At 37.6% G+C, this 24316-nt stretch carries 23 protein-coding genes; 17 read left to right on the forward strand and 6 right to left on the reverse strand.

Annotated features, from left to right (window positions below):
• Positions 1 to 237: 237 nt before the first annotated feature.
• Positions 238 to 879, reverse strand: a complete 642-nt coding sequence (trhA, locus tag CD33_RS04070; RefSeq protein WP_036198484.1) for a PAQR family membrane homeostasis protein TrhA — start codon at positions 877 to 879, stop codon at positions 238 to 240.
• Between the two features lie 197 nt (positions 880 to 1076).
• On the opposite strand from trhA, the gene fakB reads away from it, so the two are divergent.
• The 9 genes from fakB to msrB all read left to right on the forward strand — a co-directional run bounded on the left by fakB (position 1077) and on the right by msrB (position 8074).
• On the forward strand, positions 1077 to 1919 hold the full coding sequence (gene fakB, locus CD33_RS04075; protein WP_036198485.1) for a DegV family protein: 843 nt from the start codon (positions 1077 to 1079) through the stop codon (positions 1917 to 1919).
• 245 nt (positions 1920 to 2164) lie between these two features.
• Positions 2165 to 2599, forward strand: coding sequence for a YhfM domain-containing protein (locus CD33_RS04080; RefSeq protein WP_036198486.1), 435 nt, complete (start codon positions 2165 to 2167; stop codon positions 2597 to 2599).
• A gap of 28 nt (positions 2600 to 2627) precedes the next feature.
• The gene (locus CD33_RS04085) at positions 2628 to 3029 is read left to right on the forward strand and encodes a hypothetical protein (RefSeq protein ID WP_052129986.1); all 402 of its coding nucleotides are present in this window, start codon (positions 2628 to 2630) and stop codon (positions 3027 to 3029) included.
• 336 nt (positions 3030 to 3365) lie between these two features.
• Complete coding sequence (locus CD33_RS04090) at positions 3366 to 3857, forward strand: hypothetical protein (RefSeq protein ID WP_036198487.1); 492 nt, start codon at positions 3366 to 3368, stop codon at positions 3855 to 3857.
• A gap of 148 nt (positions 3858 to 4005) precedes the next feature.
• Entirely contained in the window at positions 4006 to 4434 is a 429-nt protein-coding gene (locus tag CD33_RS04095; RefSeq protein WP_036198592.1) for a DUF4275 family protein, read from the forward strand.
• Between the two features lie 1042 nt (positions 4435 to 5476).
• Complete coding sequence (locus CD33_RS04100) at positions 5477 to 6418, forward strand: GDSL-type esterase/lipase family protein (RefSeq protein ID WP_052129988.1); 942 nt, start codon at positions 5477 to 5479, stop codon at positions 6416 to 6418.
• Positions 6419 to 6529: 111 nt separating this feature from the next.
• Positions 6530 to 7108 (forward strand): YpmS family protein, encoded by a 579-nt coding sequence (locus CD33_RS04105; protein ID WP_036198488.1) that lies wholly within the window; start codon positions 6530 to 6532, stop codon positions 7106 to 7108.
• A gap of 56 nt (positions 7109 to 7164) precedes the next feature.
• A complete protein-coding gene (gene msrA, locus CD33_RS04110; protein ID WP_373906680.1) occupies positions 7165 to 7653 on the forward strand; it encodes a peptide-methionine (S)-S-oxide reductase MsrA in 489 nt (162 codons plus the stop codon).
• The gene (msrB, locus tag CD33_RS04115) at positions 7646 to 8074 is read left to right on the forward strand and encodes a peptide-methionine (R)-S-oxide reductase MsrB (protein WP_036198490.1); all 429 of its coding nucleotides are present in this window, start codon (positions 7646 to 7648) and stop codon (positions 8072 to 8074) included. Before msrA ends, msrB begins: the two co-directional genes overlap by 8 nt.
• Before the next feature lie 110 nt (positions 8075 to 8184).
• On the opposite strand, the gene CD33_RS04120 is transcribed toward msrB, so the two are convergent.
• From CD33_RS04120 to CD33_RS04135, 4 genes are all read right to left on the reverse strand, one after another.
• Positions 8185 to 9333, reverse strand: a complete 1149-nt coding sequence (locus CD33_RS04120) for a Ger(x)C family spore germination protein (RefSeq protein WP_036198491.1) — start codon at positions 9331 to 9333, stop codon at positions 8185 to 8187.
• Complete coding sequence (locus CD33_RS04125; protein ID WP_052129989.1) at positions 9330 to 10811, reverse strand: spore germination protein; 1482 nt, start codon at positions 10809 to 10811, stop codon at positions 9330 to 9332. The genes CD33_RS04120 and CD33_RS04125 overlap by 4 nt, the downstream gene beginning before the upstream one ends.
• Positions 10812 to 10821: 10 nt before the next feature.
• Positions 10822 to 11946, reverse strand: a complete 1125-nt coding sequence (locus CD33_RS04130) for a GerAB/ArcD/ProY family transporter (protein WP_036198492.1) — start codon at positions 11944 to 11946, stop codon at positions 10822 to 10824.
• Positions 11947 to 12068: 122 nt separating this feature from the next.
• Positions 12069 to 13790, reverse strand: a complete 1722-nt coding sequence (locus CD33_RS04135) for a methyl-accepting chemotaxis protein (RefSeq protein WP_052129990.1) — start codon at positions 13788 to 13790, stop codon at positions 12069 to 12071.
• A 131-nt stretch (positions 13791 to 13921) separates the two neighbouring features.
• On the opposite strand from CD33_RS04135, the gene CD33_RS04140 reads away from it, so the two are divergent.
• The 6 genes from CD33_RS04140 to murG all read left to right on the forward strand — a co-directional run bounded on the left by CD33_RS04140 (position 13922) and on the right by murG (position 20298).
• Complete coding sequence (locus tag CD33_RS04140; RefSeq protein ID WP_036198494.1) at positions 13922 to 14143, forward strand: YozE family protein; 222 nt, start codon at positions 13922 to 13924, stop codon at positions 14141 to 14143.
• Between the two features lie 120 nt (positions 14144 to 14263).
• A complete protein-coding gene (gene deoD / locus CD33_RS04145; RefSeq protein WP_036198495.1) occupies positions 14264 to 14968 on the forward strand; it encodes a purine-nucleoside phosphorylase in 705 nt (234 codons plus the stop codon).
• 172 nt (positions 14969 to 15140) lie between these two features.
• Complete coding sequence (locus CD33_RS04150) at positions 15141 to 16640, forward strand: lmo1851 family serine protease (protein ID WP_036198496.1); 1500 nt, start codon at positions 15141 to 15143, stop codon at positions 16638 to 16640.
• A 117-nt stretch (positions 16641 to 16757) separates the two neighbouring features.
• Complete coding sequence (locus CD33_RS04155) at positions 16758 to 17660, forward strand: CobW family GTP-binding protein (protein WP_036198498.1); 903 nt, start codon at positions 16758 to 16760, stop codon at positions 17658 to 17660.
• Positions 17661 to 17894: 234 nt separating this feature from the next.
• Positions 17895 to 18803, forward strand: coding sequence for a CAP domain-containing protein (locus tag CD33_RS19770; RefSeq protein ID WP_036198499.1), 909 nt, complete (start codon positions 17895 to 17897; stop codon positions 18801 to 18803).
• A gap of 415 nt (positions 18804 to 19218) precedes the next feature.
• Positions 19219 to 20298, forward strand: a complete 1080-nt coding sequence (murG, locus tag CD33_RS04165) for an undecaprenyldiphospho-muramoylpentapeptide beta-N-acetylglucosaminyltransferase (protein WP_036198501.1) — start codon at positions 19219 to 19221, stop codon at positions 20296 to 20298.
• 98 nt (positions 20299 to 20396) lie between these two features.
• Here murG and CD33_RS04170 read toward each other — a convergent pair whose 3' ends face one another.
• Positions 20397 to 20945, reverse strand: a complete 549-nt coding sequence (locus tag CD33_RS04170; protein ID WP_036198503.1) for a GNAT family N-acetyltransferase — start codon at positions 20943 to 20945, stop codon at positions 20397 to 20399.
• A gap of 341 nt (positions 20946 to 21286) precedes the next feature.
• Here CD33_RS04170 and dapF point away from each other — a divergent pair, with 341 nt between their 5' ends.
• Together dapF and CD33_RS04180 are read left to right on the forward strand one after the other, a co-directional pair.
• A complete protein-coding gene (gene dapF, locus CD33_RS04175) occupies positions 21287 to 22252 on the forward strand; it encodes a diaminopimelate epimerase (protein WP_036198504.1) in 966 nt (321 codons plus the stop codon).
• A 22-nt stretch (positions 22253 to 22274) separates the two neighbouring features.
• Entirely contained in the window at positions 22275 to 24308 is a 2034-nt protein-coding gene (locus CD33_RS04180; RefSeq protein WP_036198505.1) for a diguanylate cyclase domain-containing protein, read from the forward strand.
• Positions 24309 to 24316 lie beyond the last annotated feature (8 nt).

Below are 24316 nucleotides of genomic sequence, written 5' to 3' on the forward strand. Positions count from 1 at the left end.
ATGTCACAATAAGGGTTCTATTAGGACAAATCAGGGATTCGCTGAACAGGGAATGTCACAAAAACGGTTGTATAAAGACAAATTATAGTCTCGCTGAACTCGAAATGTCACCATAACGGTTATATTAGGACAAATCGCGAACCAATAAAGCACGGAATGGTAAAATCGCGTTTCTATTGAAACAGATCACGTGCCAAAACTTCCGATTTATCCAAGTCTTCCTAAAAGATTGAAAGGCTATAAATAGAATGCCACGCACACCACTAAACAAGCACATCCCCCGATGACGAATAAATGCCAGATTGCGTGATTATAGGGTAGTTTTCTCCAAGCATAAAAGATTGACCCAAATGTAAATAATAACCCTCCGCCAAGTAATACTGTAAATCCATCAAATTGTAAAAACTGATAGAGTGGTTTAATGGCAAAAATAATCAGCCATCCCATGGCGATATAAAGAATCAAGGAAAAAGTTTCGAACTTATGGATGAACAGACATTTAAATACTACGCCAAATATGGCAATGGACCAAATGATGCAGAGTAGTACAATTCCCAGCGCGCCATCAATCGCAATCAGCAAGAGTGGTGTATAACTTCCGGCAATCAAAATGTAAATGGATGAGTGATCCAATATAGAAAAAACCCTTTTATATTTTTCAGGCATGCTATGTAATAAGGTGGACATTAAAAATAAAAGGACTAGCGATCCCCCGAAAACCGAATTAGAGACGATTTGGACCGCGCTTCCTGTTTGGGCGGCCAGAACAATTAAAATCACGCAGGTGGGTATACTAATAAATAAACCAATGCCGTGGGTGATGGCATTCCATAATTCTTCTTTCCAATTTTTATAATCAAAAGCTTCGTTGTTATTCATGCAATTCACTCCTTGTGAATTCACTATACTTAAATAGCAAATGAGGGGATACTATCATTTGTCATATTGTTGCTATTATAAATGTGAACAATTCATACACAATTTATAGTCATTTTTGAAATCGATTACATTTGTCATTATTCCAGAAAGATGATTTGTATTATAATAATTCTAATCTATTAAAGGATGTGTCATTTTTGGGACGAATTCATATTGTTACAGACTCAACTTGTGATTTAACTAAAGAAGAACTTATGGAACATGACATTAAAGTCGTACCTTTAACAATTCAAATTGATGGAAAAACATATACAGATGGACAGGATGTAGAACCTGCACCGTTTTTGGATTTAATGAACAACTCAAAGGAATTGCCTAAAAGCTCACAGCCCGCCCCGGGAAAATTTAAGGAACTTTATGATGAGCTTGGGAGCAATGGTGACCAAATAATCTCGATTCATATGACTGGATCGATGAGTGGAACTGTCGATTCAGCTAGGCAGGCGGCACAGATGAGCGATTCGGATGTAACAGTAGTCGATTCCCGTTATATTGCCATCGGACTTGCTATACAACTTCGTGAAGCAATCAAGCTGCGCGATGCTGGAGCGACAGTGGAACAAATTGTTGCCCGCTTGGATGAAGTTAGAAAAAATACAAGATTGTTCGTCGTAGTGGATAAATTGGATAATCTCATTAAGGGTGGACGAATCGGCAAGGGGACTGGGATGATCGGCTCCCTGTTAAATATTAAACCGATTGCGACATTAGATGATGGCTCCTACACTCCAGTGGCAAAAGCAAGAAGCCATAAACAGGTGGTTAGCTATCTTTTTAAGCAGTTTCAAGAAGATGTAGAAGGCAAGACTGTTAAAGCGGTCGGTATTTCCCATGCGGACGGTTTAAAAACAATGGGAACACCGTTGATTGAAATGATCCAATCTACAGGATTCAAGAATGTAGAGATTAAATTTACTTCCCCGATCATTAGCACGCATACAGGACCGGGTGCCATCGGGTTTATCTATTTTGCCGAGTAAGAAGGGCAGCCTGCTATCAATTGCTTCAGGCGCCTAAGCATAGTACAACTAAATTCAACCTCGACCTATTAACTTTTTTCGTTAGAGTAATACCGAAGATCAGTAAATTAATTTAAACTTGTTATTAAAGCATGGCGTTTCTACCGAGAGTGGAGACGCTTTTTTGCTTTCAGTCAAAAAAGTGAGACCAATATATCCGATGATTCGTATATATAAGTAGTTAAATATTTTAAGGAGAAGCAACAATGAAAATATTACATTCTTTACTTCTACTTGGGAGTTTAGCTTTTATTGTGGGTTGTCAGAATGAACAAGAAAATACGATGGTTCTTTTAGATGAAAAGATCAAAGAAATCCATATCTCGAAATCTAATGGTGTTGGTGACATGAATAATTCAGAAATTATTTTTTCCTATAATGATGAACAAGCAATTCAAGTGATTGAACAGGCGATAAAAACCGCACTTAAACAGCAAGCAGACATTAATGAAACAAAACCCGATTATGATGTAGTGGTTGAATATGAAGGGGAGTTTCCTACTCATGCCATTCATTTATGGTTAGGGGAAGAGAATGAAAAAAGTACCCTGATGTATATGGTAGGAGAAGGCCAAACTTACCTGACATCAGAAAAGTCTACAAATCAACTTAGGGAATTAATACTTTCTAAGAACCAATAATACTGGATGATAGGGAGGGGGCGGGAATATGCAACCAAATGAGTTAAGAATCATGAGAAGGAAGCAAGTTGCTTTGACGAATGGGCTTATACTTATTGCCATGATCACCTTATTCATTATCATTAAAGTCTTTACAATAACATTTGCTCATTTTTTCTTAGTTCTTGGAGTTTTGATGTTCATTCAGGGAGTTTTTGGGTTCATAAAGGGTGATTCAACGAAATCAATTATCCCTATTATTGAACAAGTAGCAATCTACGAAAAACAAAAAATGGGTAGTGAATGGTACAAACAACGAAAAGTGGGGTTTATTTGGAACTTAATTTTAAGTGGCTTAATGTTCTTGCAATTTTACTGGAATCAAAACTCAACAGATCCTGTTTTTCTAATAGATTTTGTTTTTATGTCGATTATCGTCTTTTTCTCTTAATAATAGTAAATGCTAATTTGCTTATTCACATCAGAAAAGTGGATCGTTCCACATCAGAGTTGGAGATAAGAGGCTACACTTGGAAGTCGATTCTCATTGGCCTTGTAATGGCGATACTATTTGCTTTAGTAATCATTGTAGTCACTTTTTCTTTTTTAATATCAAGATTGTAAAAGGGTAAACCAGTTTGATGGATTGATAACATAGAGTAAAATCTTGTAAAGTTTCTCATTACGGTATTTTTGCAATTGGTCAAATGTGCCTTATAAATGGAAGTTTACCAAACATACTCCCGCTTCGAATGGAAAGAATTTTATCTAGATTGGGGGGGAATCATTGAGGTCTTGGAGAATTACGAAATATAATCCATTGCATAGGAATGCTGATGGGAGTTATGTCGATCTTGAAGAATGGATTTGTTTTTCAGAGGTTGGTACAAAGGTAAGTATGGAAGATTATGAAAAAACCGAAGAAAAATATATGAATGCTGTCACTACGTTTATGGCTGGAATCGGTTTAAGTAATGTTTATGTCAATGCTTCGGAACAAGAGTCTCACGAGGTGAAGAATCAACATGCTCAGGAATTCCTCTCAAAAATCTGGAAAGGAAAAGCTGTAACTGCACAGGAAGTCCGAGAGTTGGCGAAATTGACATTACGGAATGCGATTTGGTGTAAACTAGGCTTTAAGAAGCAGTTCTTTGTTCACATTGGGTACTATTATTATATGTATATTGGGGCGAGTGAGAGTTGTGAAAAAGCTAGGGAGATTGTTCATCGTTCAGGGTTATTTATCGAGGACTACCATTCTCCCTATTTGAAAAATTAATAAACATGGGATAACAGATGAAAAGAGGAACCACGTTCGAAATTGCTAATCGGTATGGTAGTTTATCCATTTATTGTCAATTAGTGGTTTTGACAGTTGTATATTGAGGTTATTATCATAACAGGTGGGTGTTAGTTTGGATTATACGATGGAATTGGTAGATTCTCTAAGAAGTAAAAAAGTGAAAGTAATCGAAATACATAAGTGGGGAGTGTATTTGCGAAAGCAATGGGAAGAAAACTTCGCCAATCATCTCAGTAATAAGGAAAAGAAATCTATTTACCTTCTTGACGAAGATGGCTTTAGTGGTTACTTATGGCATGTGTTTAGTTATGAGAGAAGGAAGTGCCTAAAGGAGGAGCAGGCTGATTTAGCGTTCAATAAAGAAAGGAAAGAATCGTGCTACATATTTTATCAGCATTTGGATGACGCTGTCATTCTTGAAAATGCTTCGGCTTTAAATGTAAGTGATTTCCGCGATGAAGAAGATATATTTGTCGTTGATAAGGAATTCAATTGGACTTATGTGAGAACACACGAAACGGGTTATTGTGGCCCTTATTTTTCCTGGAAATAAAGTAATTGTATTTGTCTATAGGAAACGTATGACACTGAAATGTATTCAAGACCCTCCCAAAAGATGTGAAAAAATTGAAGCGAAAAATAGCAAATTAAAGAGCGGCCATGGTTTAAAACATAAAAACAGTTTGGCGATTTACTCCAAGCTACAGCCGCGAATTTAGCGAAGAACTAAAACGGATGAAACTTGAGTAACAATAATCCAAAAACAAGTAAAGAAGGGGCTTTCTGTTTAAATCGAACAGAAGGTGCCTTCTTTTTTGCCTAATATGTCAACAAGTTGTTCAGTTTAGAATCTGAAGTAATCAAGAAAGTGAAAACAATAGAGCATTTGAGAATATTGGTGTATATTTCAAGACACAAGTAGTTAAATTTTTTTGAATTTTAGAAGAAAATAATAAGAATATCTTAATGAAATTCTATATGCCATCATAATTTGGTGTTAAAATGGGATAATAAACAAAACGGATCTTGCGTTAATCCAAATGCAAATAGTAGTTTCATAAATAACTAAATTCGACAGTGCACCAACTAAGTGCTCCGTATGAGCATTAAAAATATGAAGAAAGCTTTATTTTCATACATTTTCCCTATCTTGCCTTTGGTCTTGCCTCTTAATTATATTTTATTCGTTACTCCTGCTTCATTCCTGTATTTTATCCAAGAGTTAAAATTTATTGTACTTTTTTGATTGAAATGCCGTAACAACTAGTTTGTTTCTAGTTATTTCAGTTCAGGAAAATATAGGGGAAATAGGAAGCTTCGGGTTTTACGGGCGAACTAAGTTGTTCATTCCTGTTTTTTTACATAAGATAAAATGAAGAAAACTCATGCCGGGCAAGGGTTGAGGCAAGTTGTGACCGGCGTACCAAACAGTGGTGCATCCATCTATACACAATATAGGAGTAGACGATAGCTTTTTCAAATTCGAAATAGTTTTCACATATAAAACCGTACAATTGCTCAAATTAAAAAATACAAATACAACTAAAAAAATACGCTAAGTTATGTTTTCGAATATGTTTGTGAAAGGAGTTACCATGCTGAAACGAATAATGATCCCTATTATATGCTGTTCCATTTTACTTGTCGGTTGCCAAAAAATAATGATAGAAAGCTGGCAAGAGAGTGCAGGGTCAAAAAGAGAAATAACGGAAGCAACCCATATAGCTGAACCGGCACAAAATAACAACGAAATAGCAATACACCCGGTAGATGGCTTGGAAGAGCCTTTGGTAAGCACTGCGTTGCAAGAAAAAGTCCAAGTGCCATCAACGAATGAAGCACAACCTGATCCCGCAAATGATATAAGGTTAGATACAACAAAATACTATTATTTGGCATTGGGAGACTCATTAACAAAAGGAGTGGGGGATGAAGAATTAAAAAGTGGGTATACTAAAAGATTAGTGGAGAAGCTTGAGCAATGGCCAGAAGAAAAAGAAGTAGTGCTGGATAATAGAGGGAAACGCGGACGAAGAAGCGACCAACTGTTAGGGCTGCTAAAAAGAGGTCACTATGACGATGAAATCAAAAATGCCGAACTTATTACCATTACGATTGGTGGTAATGATATTATGAAAGTAGTTAAAAAAGATCTCTTCGAACTGAAACGACAATATTTCGAAGAGGAATTAGCCGATTTTGAAGATCGTTACGACCAAATCTTAAAAGAGATTCGATTGAAAAACCCTCATGTACCGATCGTCGTCATTGGATTATATAACCCATTTTCAGTCATTACGGATGAGATTACCGAATTTGAGTCGATTATTACCGAATGGAACGAATCAATTGAAACTACTTCTAAACAGTATGACAATGCATGTTTTGTGGACATACAAGATTTATTTGATGAAAATGCAAACTTGGTCTATCATACAGATTTCTTTCATCCAAACGGATATGGATATACAATTATGACGGAACGTATAATGTCGATGATAAAATCTTGTCAAGTTGATAAGATGTCACAGGGTTAATCTTAAGTGCTTTAAGGTCCTAATAAGATTAACCTTTTCCCTGTGATGATTTCGCAGTGTAGAAAAAGGGTACATATCGAGGGGAAAGCGAGTGGGAGGGAGTGAACGAGAATGAATAAATGGAAAGTCGCCTTTTTTATTTTGACTGGTGCCATCATACTTTTTCTTACCGTATTCATTTACTGGGCGACTTCCCCAACAGAAGATGTTCCAATCGCCAGCAAAGGTGTGGCGGTGGATTCGTCTGACAGTGTACTGCTGGTTGAAGCAACTGCGGATGATATCGAAAAAATGGCCATGAAATATGTGCACAAAGAACTTGCCAATAGTCCAATCCCAATGGATATCGTTGTTGATAACATGATTGAATTGAAAAGCGAGCTGACGGTATTTGGGTTAACGGTACCATTCGCAATGGAATTTGACCCGATCGTAACGGAAGAGGGGAATATACAATTAAAGCAAAATTCCGTTAATGTTGGTAAAATAAATATAGACCCTTTTACAGTCCTGAAACTAATGAATGATGCTGTCTCATTTCCGGAATGGATTATTGTCAGACCGAATGATGAAGAAATCTATGTTGATTTGTCTGGGATAAAAGTCATGTCAGGCGCAAAAGTGAGGGCAAAGGAAATTGACTTGGACAATAACCGCGTTTTGTTAGAGGTTATCGTGCCGAATGAATAGGGGGCTTATGATTGAGTAGAGAGATTGCGACATTTGCTGGCGGTTGTTTTTGGTGTATGGTAAAGCCATTTGATGAACAATCAGGGATAGAGGAAGTTATTTCAGGCTATACGGGCGGTTCTGTTGAAAATCCCACTTACGAGCAGGTATGTTCCGAAACAACGGGACATCTGGAAGCGGTGCAAATTACTTACGATCCGACACTTTATCCATATGAAAAATTAGTTGAAACATATTGGACTTTAATCGATCCGACCGATGCAGGCGGTCAATTCTATGATCGCGGTGAATCTTATACAACCGCTATTTTCTATCACAATGATGAACAGAAGAAAATTGCCGAGGAATCAAAAGAGCGACTTGGGAAATCAGGCAAATTCAAAAAACCGATTGCTGTAAAAATTCTGCCTGCCAAAACTTTTTACCCTGCAGAAGAATACCATCAACAATACTATAAAAAAAATCCGATGCATTATGAACGCTATCAAATTGGTTCAGGACGGGCTGCATTTATTCAACAACATTGGGGGAATCGACATGAATAAGGATGAAAGATTAAAGCAACTCACGGAGATGCAGTACTATGTAACTCAAAAACAAGGGACAGAACCGCCTTATCAAAACGAATATGACCAGCATTTTGAAGAGGGGATCTACGTGGATATCGTTTCCGGTAAACCACTTTTCAGTTCAAAAGATAAGTTTGATGCTGGTTGTGGGTGGCCAAGCTTTGCCAAACCGGTTGAATCGCAAGAAGTTACAGAGCATTTTGATACTTCCCATGGAATGCGAAGAGTGGAAGTCCGCAGTAAAACTGCCGATTCACATTTAGGGCATGTTTTCCCGGACGGACCAAGTGAATTAGGCGGTTTGCGCTATTGCATAAACTCAGCGGCACTTCGCTTTATCCCGAAAGAAAAAATGGAAGAACAAGGCTATGGCGAATACCTGCAGCTATTTGAGTAATAAATAATAAGTGGAAGTGCCATCTTTTTATTGGGTTTCCGATATATAAGGAAAAGGTACTTAATTAGGCTCCCCAGAAATTGCTTTGGGGAGCCTATCGTATTATCCGGTTATTCAATGGACTCTTTAAATGATTTTCTTCCGGACTCTACTTGTTGAACACTTATATTAATGTCACGGATTGACTCTTCTGTTAATTTTATTTTCCCATCTGTTTGTTTCTCCTGCCAAACATCTACCTTTTGTCTATAAAGAACTTCTGAAAAGCGATATATATCAATATTTTTTTCTAATCCGGCCTTGTATGTTTCTTTTACTTCTTTTGTTATCTGTTTAGTGACCGCTTGCTCAATGTCTTTTGCCTCCAGTTTCCCCGTAAAACTCCCAAGGGAGGCTGTTAATGCAATATTGATGTCAAACTGTAACTTATTACCTTTTATAACGGGATCTATTTTCGTCTTTAAATTTTTTATAAATACGGAAATGTATTGATTATTGTCTATTTTTGTTGTGATTCGCGACTGCTTCGTTTCATTGGTGAGCCATTTTAACCCGAGCGCTTTTTCGTCTTTTATATAGCCTTTGAAATTGGAGGGGGTTAAAATCCCGATTCCGGCCGTCTCAATTGATTTACTGGGTTCTTTTTGCGACTCCCATCCTTCTTTTAAACGGATATAAGGAATGTTTACTTCATAGCCTGGTTCATTCAATGCAATGAGCAGCTTTCTTATATCAATTGGTTCAATAAATGATTCCCTTTCAAATGAATTCAATGGGTCTGCCACCCTTGTAAGTGTAATTGAGCGTCTAAGCAAGGGCGTTACTGTTAAAAATTCGCTTAAAGGCTCGTCTGTGGAATATACCCATGTAAGATACCTTGTATCAGGAAATCTTGTCAGCACATTGATGACGCTATTTAGCCTGTTTTCCTCCATGGCTGCATCCTTTAAAATGATAAATGAGAAATGACCCCAATAAAGTTTTTCATCAATGGCATTGTACAAATGATCAAATGCCTCGCCAAGTGTCTTTCCCTTAAATGAATTTACCTCCGATTGGATAACATCCTGATTGACTGATTCTGTTTTGGCCACATTGGAAAAACTAATTATTTGGATAAAAACTTCGTATTCCCCATCCTTATAATCCACACCCATACCTTGAACGTAATACATTCGTTCATTTTCATTGATATCCCAACATCCGGATAAAATTAAAGTTCCGGCAAGCAATAAAAATAGTCTTTTCAATCTTGTCATGAATTTCCCTCACGATTTCTTGACTGATCTTCAGGATCCAGCATTTTGGGTCGTTTATTATAATGAGATTGAGAACGTCTGAATAGAGCTTTTTTGATGTTCGCCCAACTCAAATCAGAGGTAATATCCAAATAAGGCGTGCCAAATATACGAATATTCGCTACGTATAGGATAAGGAAAAATAAACAGACGAAAAATCCAAACAAGCCCAAAATGGAAGTGATCATGATAAAGCCGAAGCGAAGAATACTGATAATGGTCGAAAGCGACTGATTGACAATGGTATAGGAAGCAATGGTAGAGACCGCAATGATTACAACCATGGCGGGACTAGTGATTCCTGCCCGAATTGCCGCATCCCCAATAATCAAACCTCCTACAACTCCCACCGTCGTCCCAATTTTTGTAGGTAGGCGTAATCCTGCTTCACGGAACATCTCAAACAGGAAAAGCAAAATCAGCATTTCAAGTACTGCAGGAAAGGGTAACCCGCGGTTCATGATGACAACGGTTGCAAGTAATTGGAGTGGTAATTGATCCTGGTGGAATAATGTCAACGCTAACCAAAAGGCAGGGAGGGTGATACCGATAATGACACAGATTAACCGCAACATTCGTTCAAAAGAACTAAAGAGAATCGGATTCTCGTTATCCTCGGAAGTTTTTAACAAATAGAAAAAATTAATAGGTGTTATCGTTGCATATGGCGTTCCATCCACAAGAATCACAAATCTCCCACGGATAAGGGATTCAATCGCAAAATCAGGGCGGCCTGTTGTATTGGAAGAGGGGAGAATCCAATTTTTTTTATTGACAAATTCCATTAGTGCCGTGGCATTGGTTGCAATATCAATATCAATTTTTTGGAATTGCTCGATTAGTTCAGCAAGAATATCTTTGTTAGCTATATCTCCTATATACATTACGGCTACTTGGGTCTTTGAACGCCTGCCAATCTGCAATTTTTCTACACAAAGGGAATTTGTTGGCAGACGTTTGCGGATGAGGGCGATATTAATCGACAGATCTTCTATAAAATTATCCCTAGGTCCTTTCACCAAAACTTCCATATTTGTTTCTTCCGGATTTCGGTTTGGTTTACGTGAGATATTACATGAGTAAAGAAGGGCTGATTCTTCGAAATACATCAATACATTGCCGCTATAAACTTCTGTTGTTGCCTGCTCGGTCTCAGTAACTTTAGTTAATTCGGGGAGAGGCAACTCTTCAATTTGTTTTGCTGTTATTGTTTCCATTTTCTTTTTCTGCAGCTGCTCTTTGTCTTTATAAAGACTCTCGATATTGGGCAATACAACGGTATAAAGCATTTGTTGATCAACCATACCATCACATTTAAACATAAGCACTTTGTTTTGTTCAAAATTGAATTCATGAAAAACAACATCTGCTGATTTTTCGAACAGTTTTTTTAATGTAGATGTAGAAAAATTATCGATTGAATGCCCACTTATCTCCATTCAAGATTCACTACTTTCTGTTTTTTGATTTTGTCGTGGACGTCCGTATTTTGTTTTTGTGACCATTGCCACTAAAAGCTGCAATCATGCCGAGCAGCAAAGATAATACGAAGAAGAAAAGGAAAGTGGCGATTAGCATTTCATTGCTATTTAGCTGTAAAAACAAACTATCGTCCAACGATAATAAAATTAAACAGACGAAGAAGAAGGGAGGGATCATGTAAGCCCAAATTTTTTTCCTCTTGCCAGTTAAATCCAATAGTTCAGCAGCAATAAATAATAATAATCCGACCCGAATAAATGTGCCTGTCAGCCACTGATAGATTGAAAGAAAATCCATATGTTCAATAAATCGTCCGATTGTAACGAGCCCCCACTCTTCAAAAGCAGGATATCTTTGCCTAGCAGCTTCTTCAGGACCAAACTCTACAATTGCACCGATTAGTGGACCTAATGTTAAGCCTGTCAAAATGAATAACATGATGGCTAAATGGTACCATTTTAATTTACTTTTAAAATGTTGCTGGATAAATAGAAGCAAGAATAGTTCGATAAAACCGGAAGCAGGGTAAACAATCCCTTTTAGAACTGGACTAAAGCCATGTTCCAGTACGGGAAGCAAGAGGCTAAAATCTTTTAAATGGGAATTGGCAATTGCAACATAAAAACCGAAAACAACTACGAAAAAGAGAACCAAAGTATTCACAATAACGATGGTTAGCATATTTGTAGAAATCAGGCTTGCACATAGTAGAATATAGACAAATAATAATAGGATTTTTGGTGTTGAAATTAAAAATGTTGATGAAATCCAAAGAATGGTTTCACGTAATGAAAATGCGGCAAGTAAAAAAATGAAACCAGCTGTACTAAATACGATAATGGACGAGCCAACTTTTCCGATTCTTTCATGTAACCATTTTTTTAATGATTTTTGGTTTGTTTTATTATGGATGAATAGTATTAAAAATAACCATGGAAACATAAAGAGAGCTGCTAGAATCACGGACATCCAGCCATCCCTTTTTACATGTTCGAGGATTGGCGGCAGGATGGTTACATGGTTTTTTAACCCGATAAAAGTCATCACTATAAATATCACATGTAAAATGCCGATTTGACCGATTTTATGCATTATTTTACCCTCTAACTTTTTCTTAAAAGTATAGACATGGATTGAAAGAAATATAAGAGCGACCCGGGTTAGCAATCAACAAAAAAATCGTGAGGAATCAATCGTTTCCTCACGAACTAATACTAAATCTTAAACTCATTTACAATTGTGCGCAATTCATCAGCCTGTTTTGCCAATTCGGCGGTAGATGCCGTAATTTCTTGCATCGAAGCGGATCCTTGGGCTGCTGCTGAAGCCGATTTCTCTGTATTCATCGCCGTATTTTCAGCGATATTATTTACTTCAACAAATGAAACGGCAACTTCATTGCTAGTATTCAAAGTAATGGATATATTATTGACCATCGAAGTGATGATTTCATTTGTAGCCAAAGTATGGTTTAAAATGTCGTGTAATACTTTATTTGTTTCATTCGTCACTTCCACTCCACGAATTACGGTGTGCACACCTTGATGATTCTGAGAAATGATTGATTCTACTTCGTTGTTTATAGAAGTTACGATTCCTTTCACCTCGTATGCAGCATTTTGAGATTGATCTGCCAGTTTTCTTACTTCATCGGCAACAACAGCAAATCCCTTGCCGTGCTCTCCAGCCCTTGCCGCCTCAATGGCCGCATTCAACGATAGTAGATTTGTTTGCTCTGCAATTGCTGTAATTGTACCAATGATGGAAGTAATATCCCTGGATTTTTTACCTAAAGCTTCTACAGTGCTGGAGGTATTTGCCATAATTTCTTCTATTGATAGCATTACTTCCGAGGATTGCTGCACGGATTCGCTGCCTAGTTTGGCCGCGCTGCCCATTTCCTCCGCTGATCGCTTTACCCGGTTTGCTTCGCTATCTAAATCATGCATTAGTTGTTCGAGCTGCTGCATTTTAATGATGGAAGCATGAGTGCGGGATTGTGTATCATCACTATCTGCCGCTATTTCTTGTGAACTACTGGCAATATCCATGATGGTTTTTGAATTTTCCTCAGAAAGAGCCATTAATTCTTGAGAACTAGCAGAAACGTTTTCTGCGAGGTTTGACACTCTTTTCACTAAGTTTGAAATCGATTCAATAAGGGAATTTGTTGAGTTGGCTATGAGGGAAAACTCATCCCTTGTTTTAATGTTTACCCTACGAGTTAAATCTCCACCCGCTTTAGCAATTTCCAAAATCGACTGATTGATCTTATAAGTATTTTGACGAATGCTTTTAAAAAGAAGGTAACCGAATGATATCGTCAAAATTACCGCTAAAGACGTCAACACGATTGAAGTAGTGCGGGTAAACTTTGTAAATGCATGCAGCTCGGAAATCTTTTCCATGTTTTTTGTTTCCAACAAGGCAATTAATTGTTCAGTATACTCATTAATGTAGGATTTAAGGTTGTCCGCATCATTAAGTGCCATCACTTTTTGAGCGCTTTCGAAACCATGACCCCTCCTTGCATCGATCACTTTGGAGGAATAATTATTATAGACAACATAGTATTGATCAATGAGAGCGAGCATTTCTTTTTCTTCTGGACGGTTTTCAAAAACCGAATGGAATTCAGTCATTCGTTCATCGATTGAATTTTTCAAGTCCTGATAATCTTGTATATGAGAATCCTGTGCGTTGATAATATAAGCTTGCTCGTAGTTGGACAACTGTGAAATATCACTTGCAAGCTTGTTAATCTGCATTTGTTCTTTAAGATTTTCATCGGCAAAGCTAGATAAGCTATCTTGCAAATTGGAAATATTAATATAGGATAAAGTTTGCATTCCTATGATAATAGCAAGTAAAATGCTGAATAGAAGTAATACCCGGCCACGGATCAAATGGTAAAATCTAGCTTTTCCTTTTTTCATTAAATTCACCAGCTTTTCTAATTATTAGTATTTTTTAAATTTTACATTAAATTCAGAATATTTACTACATAAAAAAGTATAAAGTCCTAATTTAACGAATAACATTTAGGTTGAAAGTAAGGAGTGTTCGAATGGTTGAAAGTTTTTATTTGTTTATTCTTTCTTATAGAGGTGGGGATTCCAGCGATCTAAAGTCACAGTTTGCAGAGAGGGCATTTTTGGATCATAGTTTTCCTAAAGTGAGTACTTCTTTTGAGGAACTGTCCAGTTATATAGAAACGCTGGCGGATGAGCAAATGTCATCGCAGGTATTTGATGAGTTGTGGGATTTGTATGAACTGAAATATCGATAAGGACTGGAATCATTAAAAATTCCATTGATGTAAAATGTTAAATAAAAGGTAAATCATTGCACAAAGCTAAAAAAGCAAGTATATTTTAAGATGAGATAATTTTGGAAAGAGGGATTGCTAATGAGTATCCATATTAATGCTAAACAAGGTGACATCGCAGAAACAATTTTATTGCCTGGAGATCCATTGCGTGCAAAATATATTGCTGAAACATTCTTAGAAGATGTAACATGCTATAACGAAGTGCGTAATATGTTTGGATATACTGGTACATATAAAGGAAAACGTGTTTCTGTACAAGGTACAGGTATGGGTGTACCATCAATTTCAATTTATGCAACAGAGTTAATGCAAGATTACGGGGTACAAAAGTTAATCCGTGTAGGTACTTGCGGAGCAATCCAAAAAGATGTGAAAGTTCGTGACGTCATTATTGCGCAATCTGCTTCGACAGATTCCAAAATGAATGAGATTATTTTCAATGGCCTGGATTTCGCGCCAACAGCTGATTTTGATTTACTGCTTAAAGCGTATAATGCTGGTGTAGAAGCTGGTTTGAATTTAAAAGTAGGGAATATATTTACTGCCGATATGTTCTACTCTGAAGAAAATCAAAACGAAAAATTGGCTCGTTACGGTGTATTGGCTGTCGAAATGGAATCTGCTGCTCTTTATACACTGGCTGCCAAATTTGGTCGTAAAGCGCTTTCTGTATTAACAGTTTCTGACCACATTATTACTGGAGAGGCTACTTCTTCCGAAGAACGACAAACAACTTTCAACGATATGATCGTTGTGGCATTAGAGGCTGCAATTCAAGAGTAAAGTAATATCTAAATGCTTTGCATAATTGTTATCGTAAGGCTGTCTGTAAATTGACAGTCTTTCTTTTCGTAAATGCGATAATGAAGTTTTTTCAAGGCATTATTGTCTTAGTTTATGGGGGACATTAAAGCAGATTCTTTTACGTTTGTGTAAAAATGAGAGTGGTGATTAGATGGATGATCAAAACCAACAAGGATTTGAGAATACCGAACAAAATGAACAACAAGAAGAACAAATAAAGCCTGCAAAAAAGGCGATTCATATTAAACCGTTTACCTTCATCATGCTAATATTTTTGACGATTATACTTACAGCTGGTTTAACCATTTTTGCGCTGACTTTTGGTGAGAAAAAAGTAGTGGAAGTTTCGGTGCCTGTGGAAAGAGCCGAATTTTCCGAGCTCTACGATGCATTCGATGAACTAAAAAGTAAATATTACGTTGAAATTGATGAAGAGGCTGTCATTACTGGTGCCATCAATGGAATGTTCGATGCTTTGGATGACCCTTATTCGGACTACATGGACGTACTTCAAGCCGAACAATTTAATACGGATCTTTCCTCTAGTTTCCAAGGTATTGGTGCAGAAATCCAGGAACGGAATGGCAACATTGTCGTTGTATCGCCTATTAAAAACTCGCCTGCTGAAAAAGCCGGGATCTTGCCGGAGGATATGATTCTCACGGTAGATGGGCAAAGTATCCAAGGAATGAGTGCGTCGGAAGCTGTCTTATTGATCCGTGGGGAGAAAGGGACACCTGTTGAGTTAACAATCCAGCGGGGGGAAACGGAAGAAATTATCGAAATGACCGTTATTCGTGATGATATTCCAATCGAAACGGTTTACGGTGAAATGGGGGAAGACAAAGTCGCCCACATCCAAATTACATCCTTTAGTGAACAAACCTTCGATGAATTAGTGAAATTCTTGGAAGAATTCAATGCGGATGGTATGAAAAGTATTATATTAGATGTTCGTCAAAATCCAGGAGGCTTTTTAACTTCTGCCATCGACATAGCAAACCTTTTCGTCGATGAAGGGAAACCGATTGTTCAATTGCAAGGACGGGAAGGTGATGCAGAAGTGATGCTTGCTGAAGGCGGCAAAAAGTATCATCAACCGGTCGTGGTATTAATTGATAATGGTAGTGCTTCTGCCTCTGAAATTTTGGCAGGTGCGCTTAGTGAATCTGCTGGCGCAAAACTTGTAGGTTTAACTTCATTTGGTAAAGGCACTGTGCAAACGGTAAGCTATTTGCAAGATGGTGCAAATCTAAAATATACAACGGGTAAATGGCTAACGCCAAATGGTAATTGGATAAATGAAAAAGGAATCAAACCAGATGAGGTCCTCGAATATCCAGAATATGCATCGGCCAGCTATATTAATCCGGAGACGAAGTTCGCTATTGGGAATGTTTCACCATCGGTTCGCTCCGCTGAACTAATATTAAGTGCACTAGGTTATGAAGTCGGTACAGTCGACGAAACATTTGATCAAACGACTCAAAATGCTGTGAAGTCATTCCAAGCTAAAGAACAATTGGAACAAAACGGAGTGCTTGCTGGTGAAACTACTTATGCATTAATGGATGCGATTCGGGAGAAAATCAAGAATGAGGATCCCCATATACTGAAGGCAAAAGAAATATTAGGTACTTCAAACGAATAGTTTTTGTAATAATTTACAAATGGAGGGCTGTTTTGTTCGTATTTGAACAATCGACAGCCCTTCCTTTTTATCTGCAAAAAGGCTAGTACGAAAAAAAGTTTATAAGGATGTGTATATATGAAGGATGTATTTTTATTCAGCGGTTTTTTAGGCAGCGGAAAGACGTCGATGCTCACTCATGTTTTGAAACAATTTAAAGAAAAGGGATTAAAACCTGCTGTAATCATGAATGAACTAGGAAAGCTTCCATTCGACTCCCAAGCACTTGACGAAGATATCCCCTTAAAAGAAATGCTGGAGGGTTGCATTTGTTGTTCAGGTGCAGAAAAAACAGAAGCTCAAATCCAATCCCTTCTGGCAGACAACGAATTTGATGTATTGATAATTGAAACAACCGGCGCGGCCCACCCAGTAGAAGCATTGGATGCCGTATACTCGCCGTTATTTGCTGAAAGTTTAAATATCAAGGGGATAGTAACGGTTGCAGACAGTAAACGATGGCTTGAGCGTGCTGCACTGACTCCGCAAGTCAGAAGTTTATTTATGGAACAAATTCGTCACGCTCATCTTTTGTTAGCAAACAAAATGGACTTGCTTACAGAAGCGGAACAGGCAAAAGTTGTTTTTGAAATGCAAGGTGTTAACCCGAATGCCTTCATCCTGCAGACGACTAATGGAAAGGTGCCGATCAACTTACTGGAAAACTTGCAGGCAACAGCACCGTCATCAAACAAAGAGGTCCAATCTGCTAAAATCGGCAAGAATTTGCACTTAAGTTCCCGATTGATCGAGCTCCATCAGAGCTACACACAGGAAGAGTTTGAAGAATGGGTTCGTTCGCTCCCGTCATCTGTCTACCGAATAAAAGGTTATGTAGCGATTGAAGGGATTCGCAATCCTTTTGTATTCCAATACGCATATGGGTTGGTTCAATGGATTCCTGAATATATCAACATGCCGCCTAAAATTGTCATGATAGGTGAGAACATTCAAGAAATCGAGGTAATAGGAGATAAATAAATGTAATGTAGTCGTCATATAAGTTAAGTATTTGCTATATCTAGTAATCCTGAAAATTTGTCAATAGCTTTTCAGTTGTAACTGTTGCTTTTAAAGGGAAAACCTGCCTTTTCCTTTTGTTTTTAACATACTATGATACAAGGTTCAAAGATTGTGTTGGGATTATTGCCAAGTTATGGGCCATTTTTTTCAATTATTCTCGTATATGATTAGTTGCGAGAGGAGGAATACAAAATGAAAAAATGGTTTATTACATTTTGTGCACTTGGTTTAATCTCGACACAAGCCCAGGCAGCAGACGCTGCATCTTATCAGGAGGACTCGCAGTATAAAAATATAGAATATGAAGTGAAAGTCGTCAACGCAAACCACTATGGTGATTTACTAGCAGATTTTAAAGACGAAATTTCTCAAGCAAATATTCATAGTTTGAAAGAGTTATCGACTAAGCTGCCGAGCTCAAAAGAAGAATTGGAAAAATTCATTACAGCGCATTTAAAAGGATATAATAACAACACTCAAGTGGAAAAGACTGCACCATTAGCACCTTCAGAAAATGAAACTACTAATGAATTGCTAGTCAAAGATAAAAAAACTGAAGAAACAACAGAGGCGGTTATTCCTTCTACCTCGAATTCGGGCAAAGGACAAGTTGAGGCACCGGTTGTGAAACCTCCTACTTCGCCCACAGCTCCTTCGGTTCCAAGTGAAGAAGTACAAAAATCAGCGAATGCAACTTCAAAGCCGGTTGTAAAAGAGGGTACTGTTTCAGCATTTGAAACGGAAGTAGTGGAATTAACGAATGCTGAACGTGCTAAAAATGGACTTGCACCGCTTCAAGCATATGAACCTTTGATGAAGGTTGCGGGTGCCAAATCTCAAGATATGGCGGCGAATAACTACTTTTCACATACTAGTCCTACTTATGGTAGTCCATTTGATCAAATAAAAGCATCGGGCATCACATACCGTGCCGCAGGCGAAAATATTGCACAAGGTCAAAGAACGCCAGAAGAAGTCGTTCAAGCTTGGATGAACTCGGAAGGTCACCGAGCGAACATCTTGAACACAAGCTACACACATATTGGTGTTGGCTATGTTGAAGATGGCAACTATTGGACTCAACAATTTATACAACGATAAAAATTATTTCCCCCGTAGGACCGGGCCAAGATTATCCATTGGCCCGGTTTTTGTTGCTTTCAGAAGTAGTGGACGTGCATAAGCGACGTCATTTACTAATAAGTGAATAAAAGGGCGAAGGACAATAAATAGCGGCTCCTTGCCCCCTAAATGTGTATGATGAAGTCTATGGGACAGCGTGAAGATTGTAATGGCTGATAGTTTGAGTAGGGGAATGTAATGTATCTTATGTTGAAAATGAATTTCGGAAGGATTAAATCTGTTGGTAGGATTGTTAGAATGAAGAAATATGATACAATATTGACTAAATGTCACAATAGGAAAAGAAAAACTGTTGCCAAGTGTTCATGTCTTTTTTTTCTAAACATATAACTTTAAATGAAATACAAAAGGTATTTGGATAGGAGATTTTTTAGTGAAGCAAAAATCAATTATTTTAACGGGTGGCGGAACAGCGGGCCATGTATCCTTGAACCAGGCCATCATCCCATCATTGGTGAACGAGGGGTATAAGGTCCATTATATCGGCTCGAATGACGGGATTGAACAAGAGTTAATCACTCAAAGCTTTCCAGAGGTACCCTATCATAGCATTTCAAGTGGAAAATTGCGCCGTTACTTCTCTATGAAAAACTTTACCGATCCATTTAAGGTGTTGGCTGGCGTCGGGCAGGCTTTTTCTGTCATGAGAAAAGTGAAACCGACAATGATTTTTTCCAAGGGAGGTTTTGTATCTGTACCGGTCGTCATTGCTGCCAAGATAGCCAAAATACCGGTCGTGATTCACGAATCGGATGTTACGCCTGGTCTTGCCAATAAAATTGCTTTACCCTTTGCATCCCATGTTTTCACCATCTTTCAAGATACATTAAAATACTTGCCAATCGATAAAGCGACCTGTACGGGTTCCATCGTTCGCGAACAGTTATTGAAAGGGAAAGGAGCAAGAGGTAAAAAACTATGCGGGTTTACGGATGAAAAAAAGATCCTTTTGGTAATGGGGGGAAGTTTGGGCTCCGTTGTCTTAAACGATTCATTGAGAAGCAACTTGCCTGAACTTCTAGCAACCTACAATGTGATCCATCTTTGTGGAAAAGGAAATGTGGATACTTCTTTAGAGAGTCTGAAAGGATATAAGCAATTCGATTATGTGACAACGGAGCTTCCTGATATACTCCAAGCCGCTGATTTCGTTGTGTCTCGTGCAGGCTCAAATTCTATCTTTGAATTTTTGGCTTTGAAAAAACCGATGTTGCTCATCCCTCTTTCGGCTTCCAAAAGTCGTGGAGATCAAATATTGAATGCGAATATTTTTGAGCGTCAAGGCTTTGCCCATGTGTTGGAAGAGGAAATGCTTTCAAAAAGCACCTTTATGAAGGCGATAAATACATTATCAAATAAAAGAAGTGACTATTTGGAAGCGATGGGAAAAGCGGAGAGTCCAAAAACGCCGGACGAAATGGTTAATTTGATTCTTCGTTATGAAAAAAGCTAATAATGATCAAAATCAATTTAGTAAATATAGGTTGAAGATAGAAAAAGCTGACCGCAATCTTGCATTGCCGGTCAGCTTTTATTTATGTGAAAAATGGATTACATTGCTTGTTCTTCTTCGTTCGATTGTTCGTTTGCAGAAACAATATAGAATAAGTCCCTTGGGATCTTGTATAAATCAAATTTAGTTTCACCAGTATTGATCTCTTCGTATAGTGCCGGGTTAGTTTCTGCCGCTTCGATTACATATGGCAGTTTTAGTGCTGCGCGTTTCGATTTTTCATTCTCTTTGCGGATGCGCAAAAATACAGTATGAACGTCCTTTTCGAAAAAAAGTTCCATGAGAAAATCGTGTTTTGCCGCTTGATTATAACCTTTACCTTGAAACGGTACACCTATCCATGTTCCAAGGAAGCCAGCTCCATCTTGAATATCGTATAAAGTGATAGTCCCAATTGGTTGACCCCAGTCATCGGTTATCGTTCTTGAAATAGTCTTTCCTAGTTGTTCTTCTTCTAATAATTGTTTCGTTATAAATAGATACTCTTCTTGTGAGTTTGCTTTATGACGAACATAAGGGAAAACTGTAGGGTGAATCATTAATTGGTATAACTCATTTGTTTCTGAAAGGTCTCTATACTTTAACAAATGAAACGCCTCCTTTTTTAGGATAGTTGCAAATCTAAAATTAACTTTGTTACAAGGCAACATTTGAAATAATATACCTAAAGGAACTAGACGTCAAACAATATTTTTCTAGAAATTAAGTTTCCCGGATTTAATGACAAAAATACTATTTTAATAAATATTTTCTGTTAATATCATATTATAGAATTTCGATTTTATACAACAATTTTAATCTAATATTACATTTTTTTCTCATTAAAAATTGTGAACAAATTATAAATTATTTATTAAATATATTAAGTTGATTCAGGGTTCATTTACAATTATGATAGAAGTAAAGATTAATAGGGAGCGATCGATAAGTGGAAAAATCATTTCTAAAAGTCCATGGTTCTGGCAATACATTTTACTTATATAGTACTGAGAACGAAGATGAATATAATTGGGCAGATTTGACCAAGTGGCTTTGCCAATCCGATAACCATAACGGTGCAGACGGTTTGCTGCTAGTTTTACCTTCAAAATCGGCGGATGCAAAAATGAGAGTAATCAACGCAGACGGTTCTGAAGCTTCAATGTGCGGGAACGGCCTCCGATGTGTGGCAAGGTTTGTGTGTGAAGATCTTGGAAAAGAAGAAGCACTTATTGAAACAATGAAAGCAAATCTATTTGTAAAAAAAGAATCATCATTATTTGAGGACATCCCAACATATGCTGTGGAAATTTCTCCCGTGTTATTTTCATTAACGAGCTTACCAATGAATTATAAAGACCAAAGTGAAATTCGTCATCAAGTCATACCGGAATTCTCGAGTACAATTCCTTTCACGGCGGTTTCAGTCCCTAATCCGCATTTAATCGGAATCGTTGAACAGCACGATATAGAAAACAATGATCATCAAAAAAAATTAGCGCAATACTTGAATAGTGAAAATGAATATTGTACAGATGGCGTCAACGTAAGCTATGTGTATCCAATGAAATCAGATGCCATCTTTGTACGCACTTTTGAACGGGGCGTCGGATTTACAAATGCCTGCGGAACAGCTATGACCGCTTCAGCACTTGTCTCTAGGCTTAATGGAATTGTAGACTGCGATGTAACTACTGTATTCAACCCTGGCGGTTTTGTGAAATGCGAAGTGAAGATTTTTGAAGAAGAATATAAATTAACATTAATCGGGAATGCCACGGTTACCGCATTCTCTATTTTGGATATTACTGACAATAAATACAAATTTGTAAGCTTTAATGAAACGGAAGAACAAAAACAATATGAAAAATGTCTTGAACTTGTTAAGAAGGAGGCCGCTTCTTTTGCTTCTTGATGATAAGTAGGAGGGGTGCTCAGTGTCTTTACAGAACTTTTCAAAAAATCAATTTGATTTACTTTTTGGTAATAGCAAAGATTTTGTTTATTTAATGGAAAAAACTGGCGGTGAATACCGTTATATCCATTTGAATAAATCAGCTATGGATCTGCTTTCAGATCAGGTAATTGGCAAAACGATTACCGAGGTGATGAAAGCGTGTGATTATAAATCGATTATCAGTAATTATGACAAAGCGGTGAAAGAAGCGGAACAAGTAAGTTATCAGGATTATAACTATGTGCTATCCGAAGTGAAAAAGTATGAAACGACGCTCATTCCTATATTTGATGGGGATTGTACGTATGTTCTTGGGTTGACGAAAGAGATCGCTTTTGATCGTGACCTGGAAGATAAATACCTTTTCATGCGTTCCATATTTTTTAACACTTGTTTGTCGACAGTGCTTGTATCGAATGAGGGGAAGCTCCTGGAAGCTAATCCCCAATTTCTCGAAGACTTTGCATTGAATATCGAAGAGGTTCGGTTGTCGGATTTCTTTGGATTGCCCTTCATTGGAAATGCTGATCAACTTAAAGATTATTTAGATGAGGCCTATAGAGGCAATGGGGTGACATCCAAACTGTTGACCTTCACACATAGGGATGGAAATGTAAGAAGTTTTACTGCAACTTTTTCCCCGCTTTTGCAAGACAACATCGTTGTAGCGGTTTTCATCATTTTACAGGATGTGACGCAGCTTATTGAGCAAGAAAAAAAATTGCGTACTACTTCTTTAGGACTCTCTAATTTCCAACATGCTATCAATAGTGTTGCAGAAATTATCATCATGAACGAAAATTGCGAAGTGTTGGATGTAAATGACCGCTTTGTACAGCAAATGGGTTTCACTCGTGAAGAATTAATCGGCAATTCATTGGAAATGATTGATTCACGCACACATTCCAAGGAGTTTTTTGATAATATTTATGCTTTAGTCCAAAAAGGGGAAGTTTGGCGAGGCGAAATTTGCAATCGAAAAAAATATGGTGCCCCATATTGGGCGGATACAACGATTATCCCGTTTTTTGATGAGGAAGGGAATATAAAACAATATATTAATGTTTATTATGATATTTCCGAGAAAAAAAGAATGTTGACGGAACTTCAAAATATTGAACATATGTTTAAACTGATCACGGAAAATACAAATGATATGATTGTCGTGACGAATGAAGATGGCATTATATTATATGTATCGAATGCTTATACGAGCAAACTGGGTCATGAACGAAAGGATTTGCTCGGTCAATTTTATACAAATGTTCTAACACCTGAGAGTAGAGAAAACTGGAACGATGAATTGATTGGCATGCCGGAGCGCAAAAACTCAAAAATCGACCTCATACATCAATCAAAAAATGGGGAGCAATTTTGGACTGAGTGCAATTACACAGTTGTACAAGATTATATACGAAATCGCGGAATCCAGATTATCATGGTTGCCCGCGAAATTAACGAAAGAAAAGAGAAAGAAAATCAACTGTCATTCCTTGCTTTCCACGACTCGCTCACTCAGCTGCCGAATCGCCGATATCTTAATAAAGAGTTTCCTCGTATAGTGGAAATTTCGGATATTAGTTCGGAATCGCTAGCTGTTCTTTATGTCGACGGCGATAATTTCAAAAAAGTTAATGACCAATATGGCCATGATGTAGGCGATGAATTTATCATTCAATTTGGTAATGCGTTGATGAGAAGTGTACGGGCCAATGATTTGGTTGTCCGAATGGGTGGTGATGAGTTTGCCATTGTTTTAACCGGGCTCCTTCGCGATAAAACCAAGAGGAAACATCAGGTAGAACAGATCATTGAGAGAATTAATGAGAATTTGCAGCAGGGCTGGTTGATTTCCAAGCAAACTTTCGCACCTACAGCCTCCATCGGCGTTGCATTTTACCCTGATCATGGGGTTAGCCTGGATAAATTATTATCCAGTTCCGATAAAGCCTTATATAACGTCAAATCGACTTCAAAAAATAATTATACGATTTATAATCCAGAACTATTATAGTTTGTTAA

The sequence above is a fragment of the Ureibacillus sinduriensis BLB-1 = JCM 15800 genome, assembly GCF_000772955.1.
Taxonomy (GTDB): domain Bacteria; phylum Bacillota; class Bacilli; order Bacillales_A; family Planococcaceae; genus Ureibacillus; species Ureibacillus sinduriensis.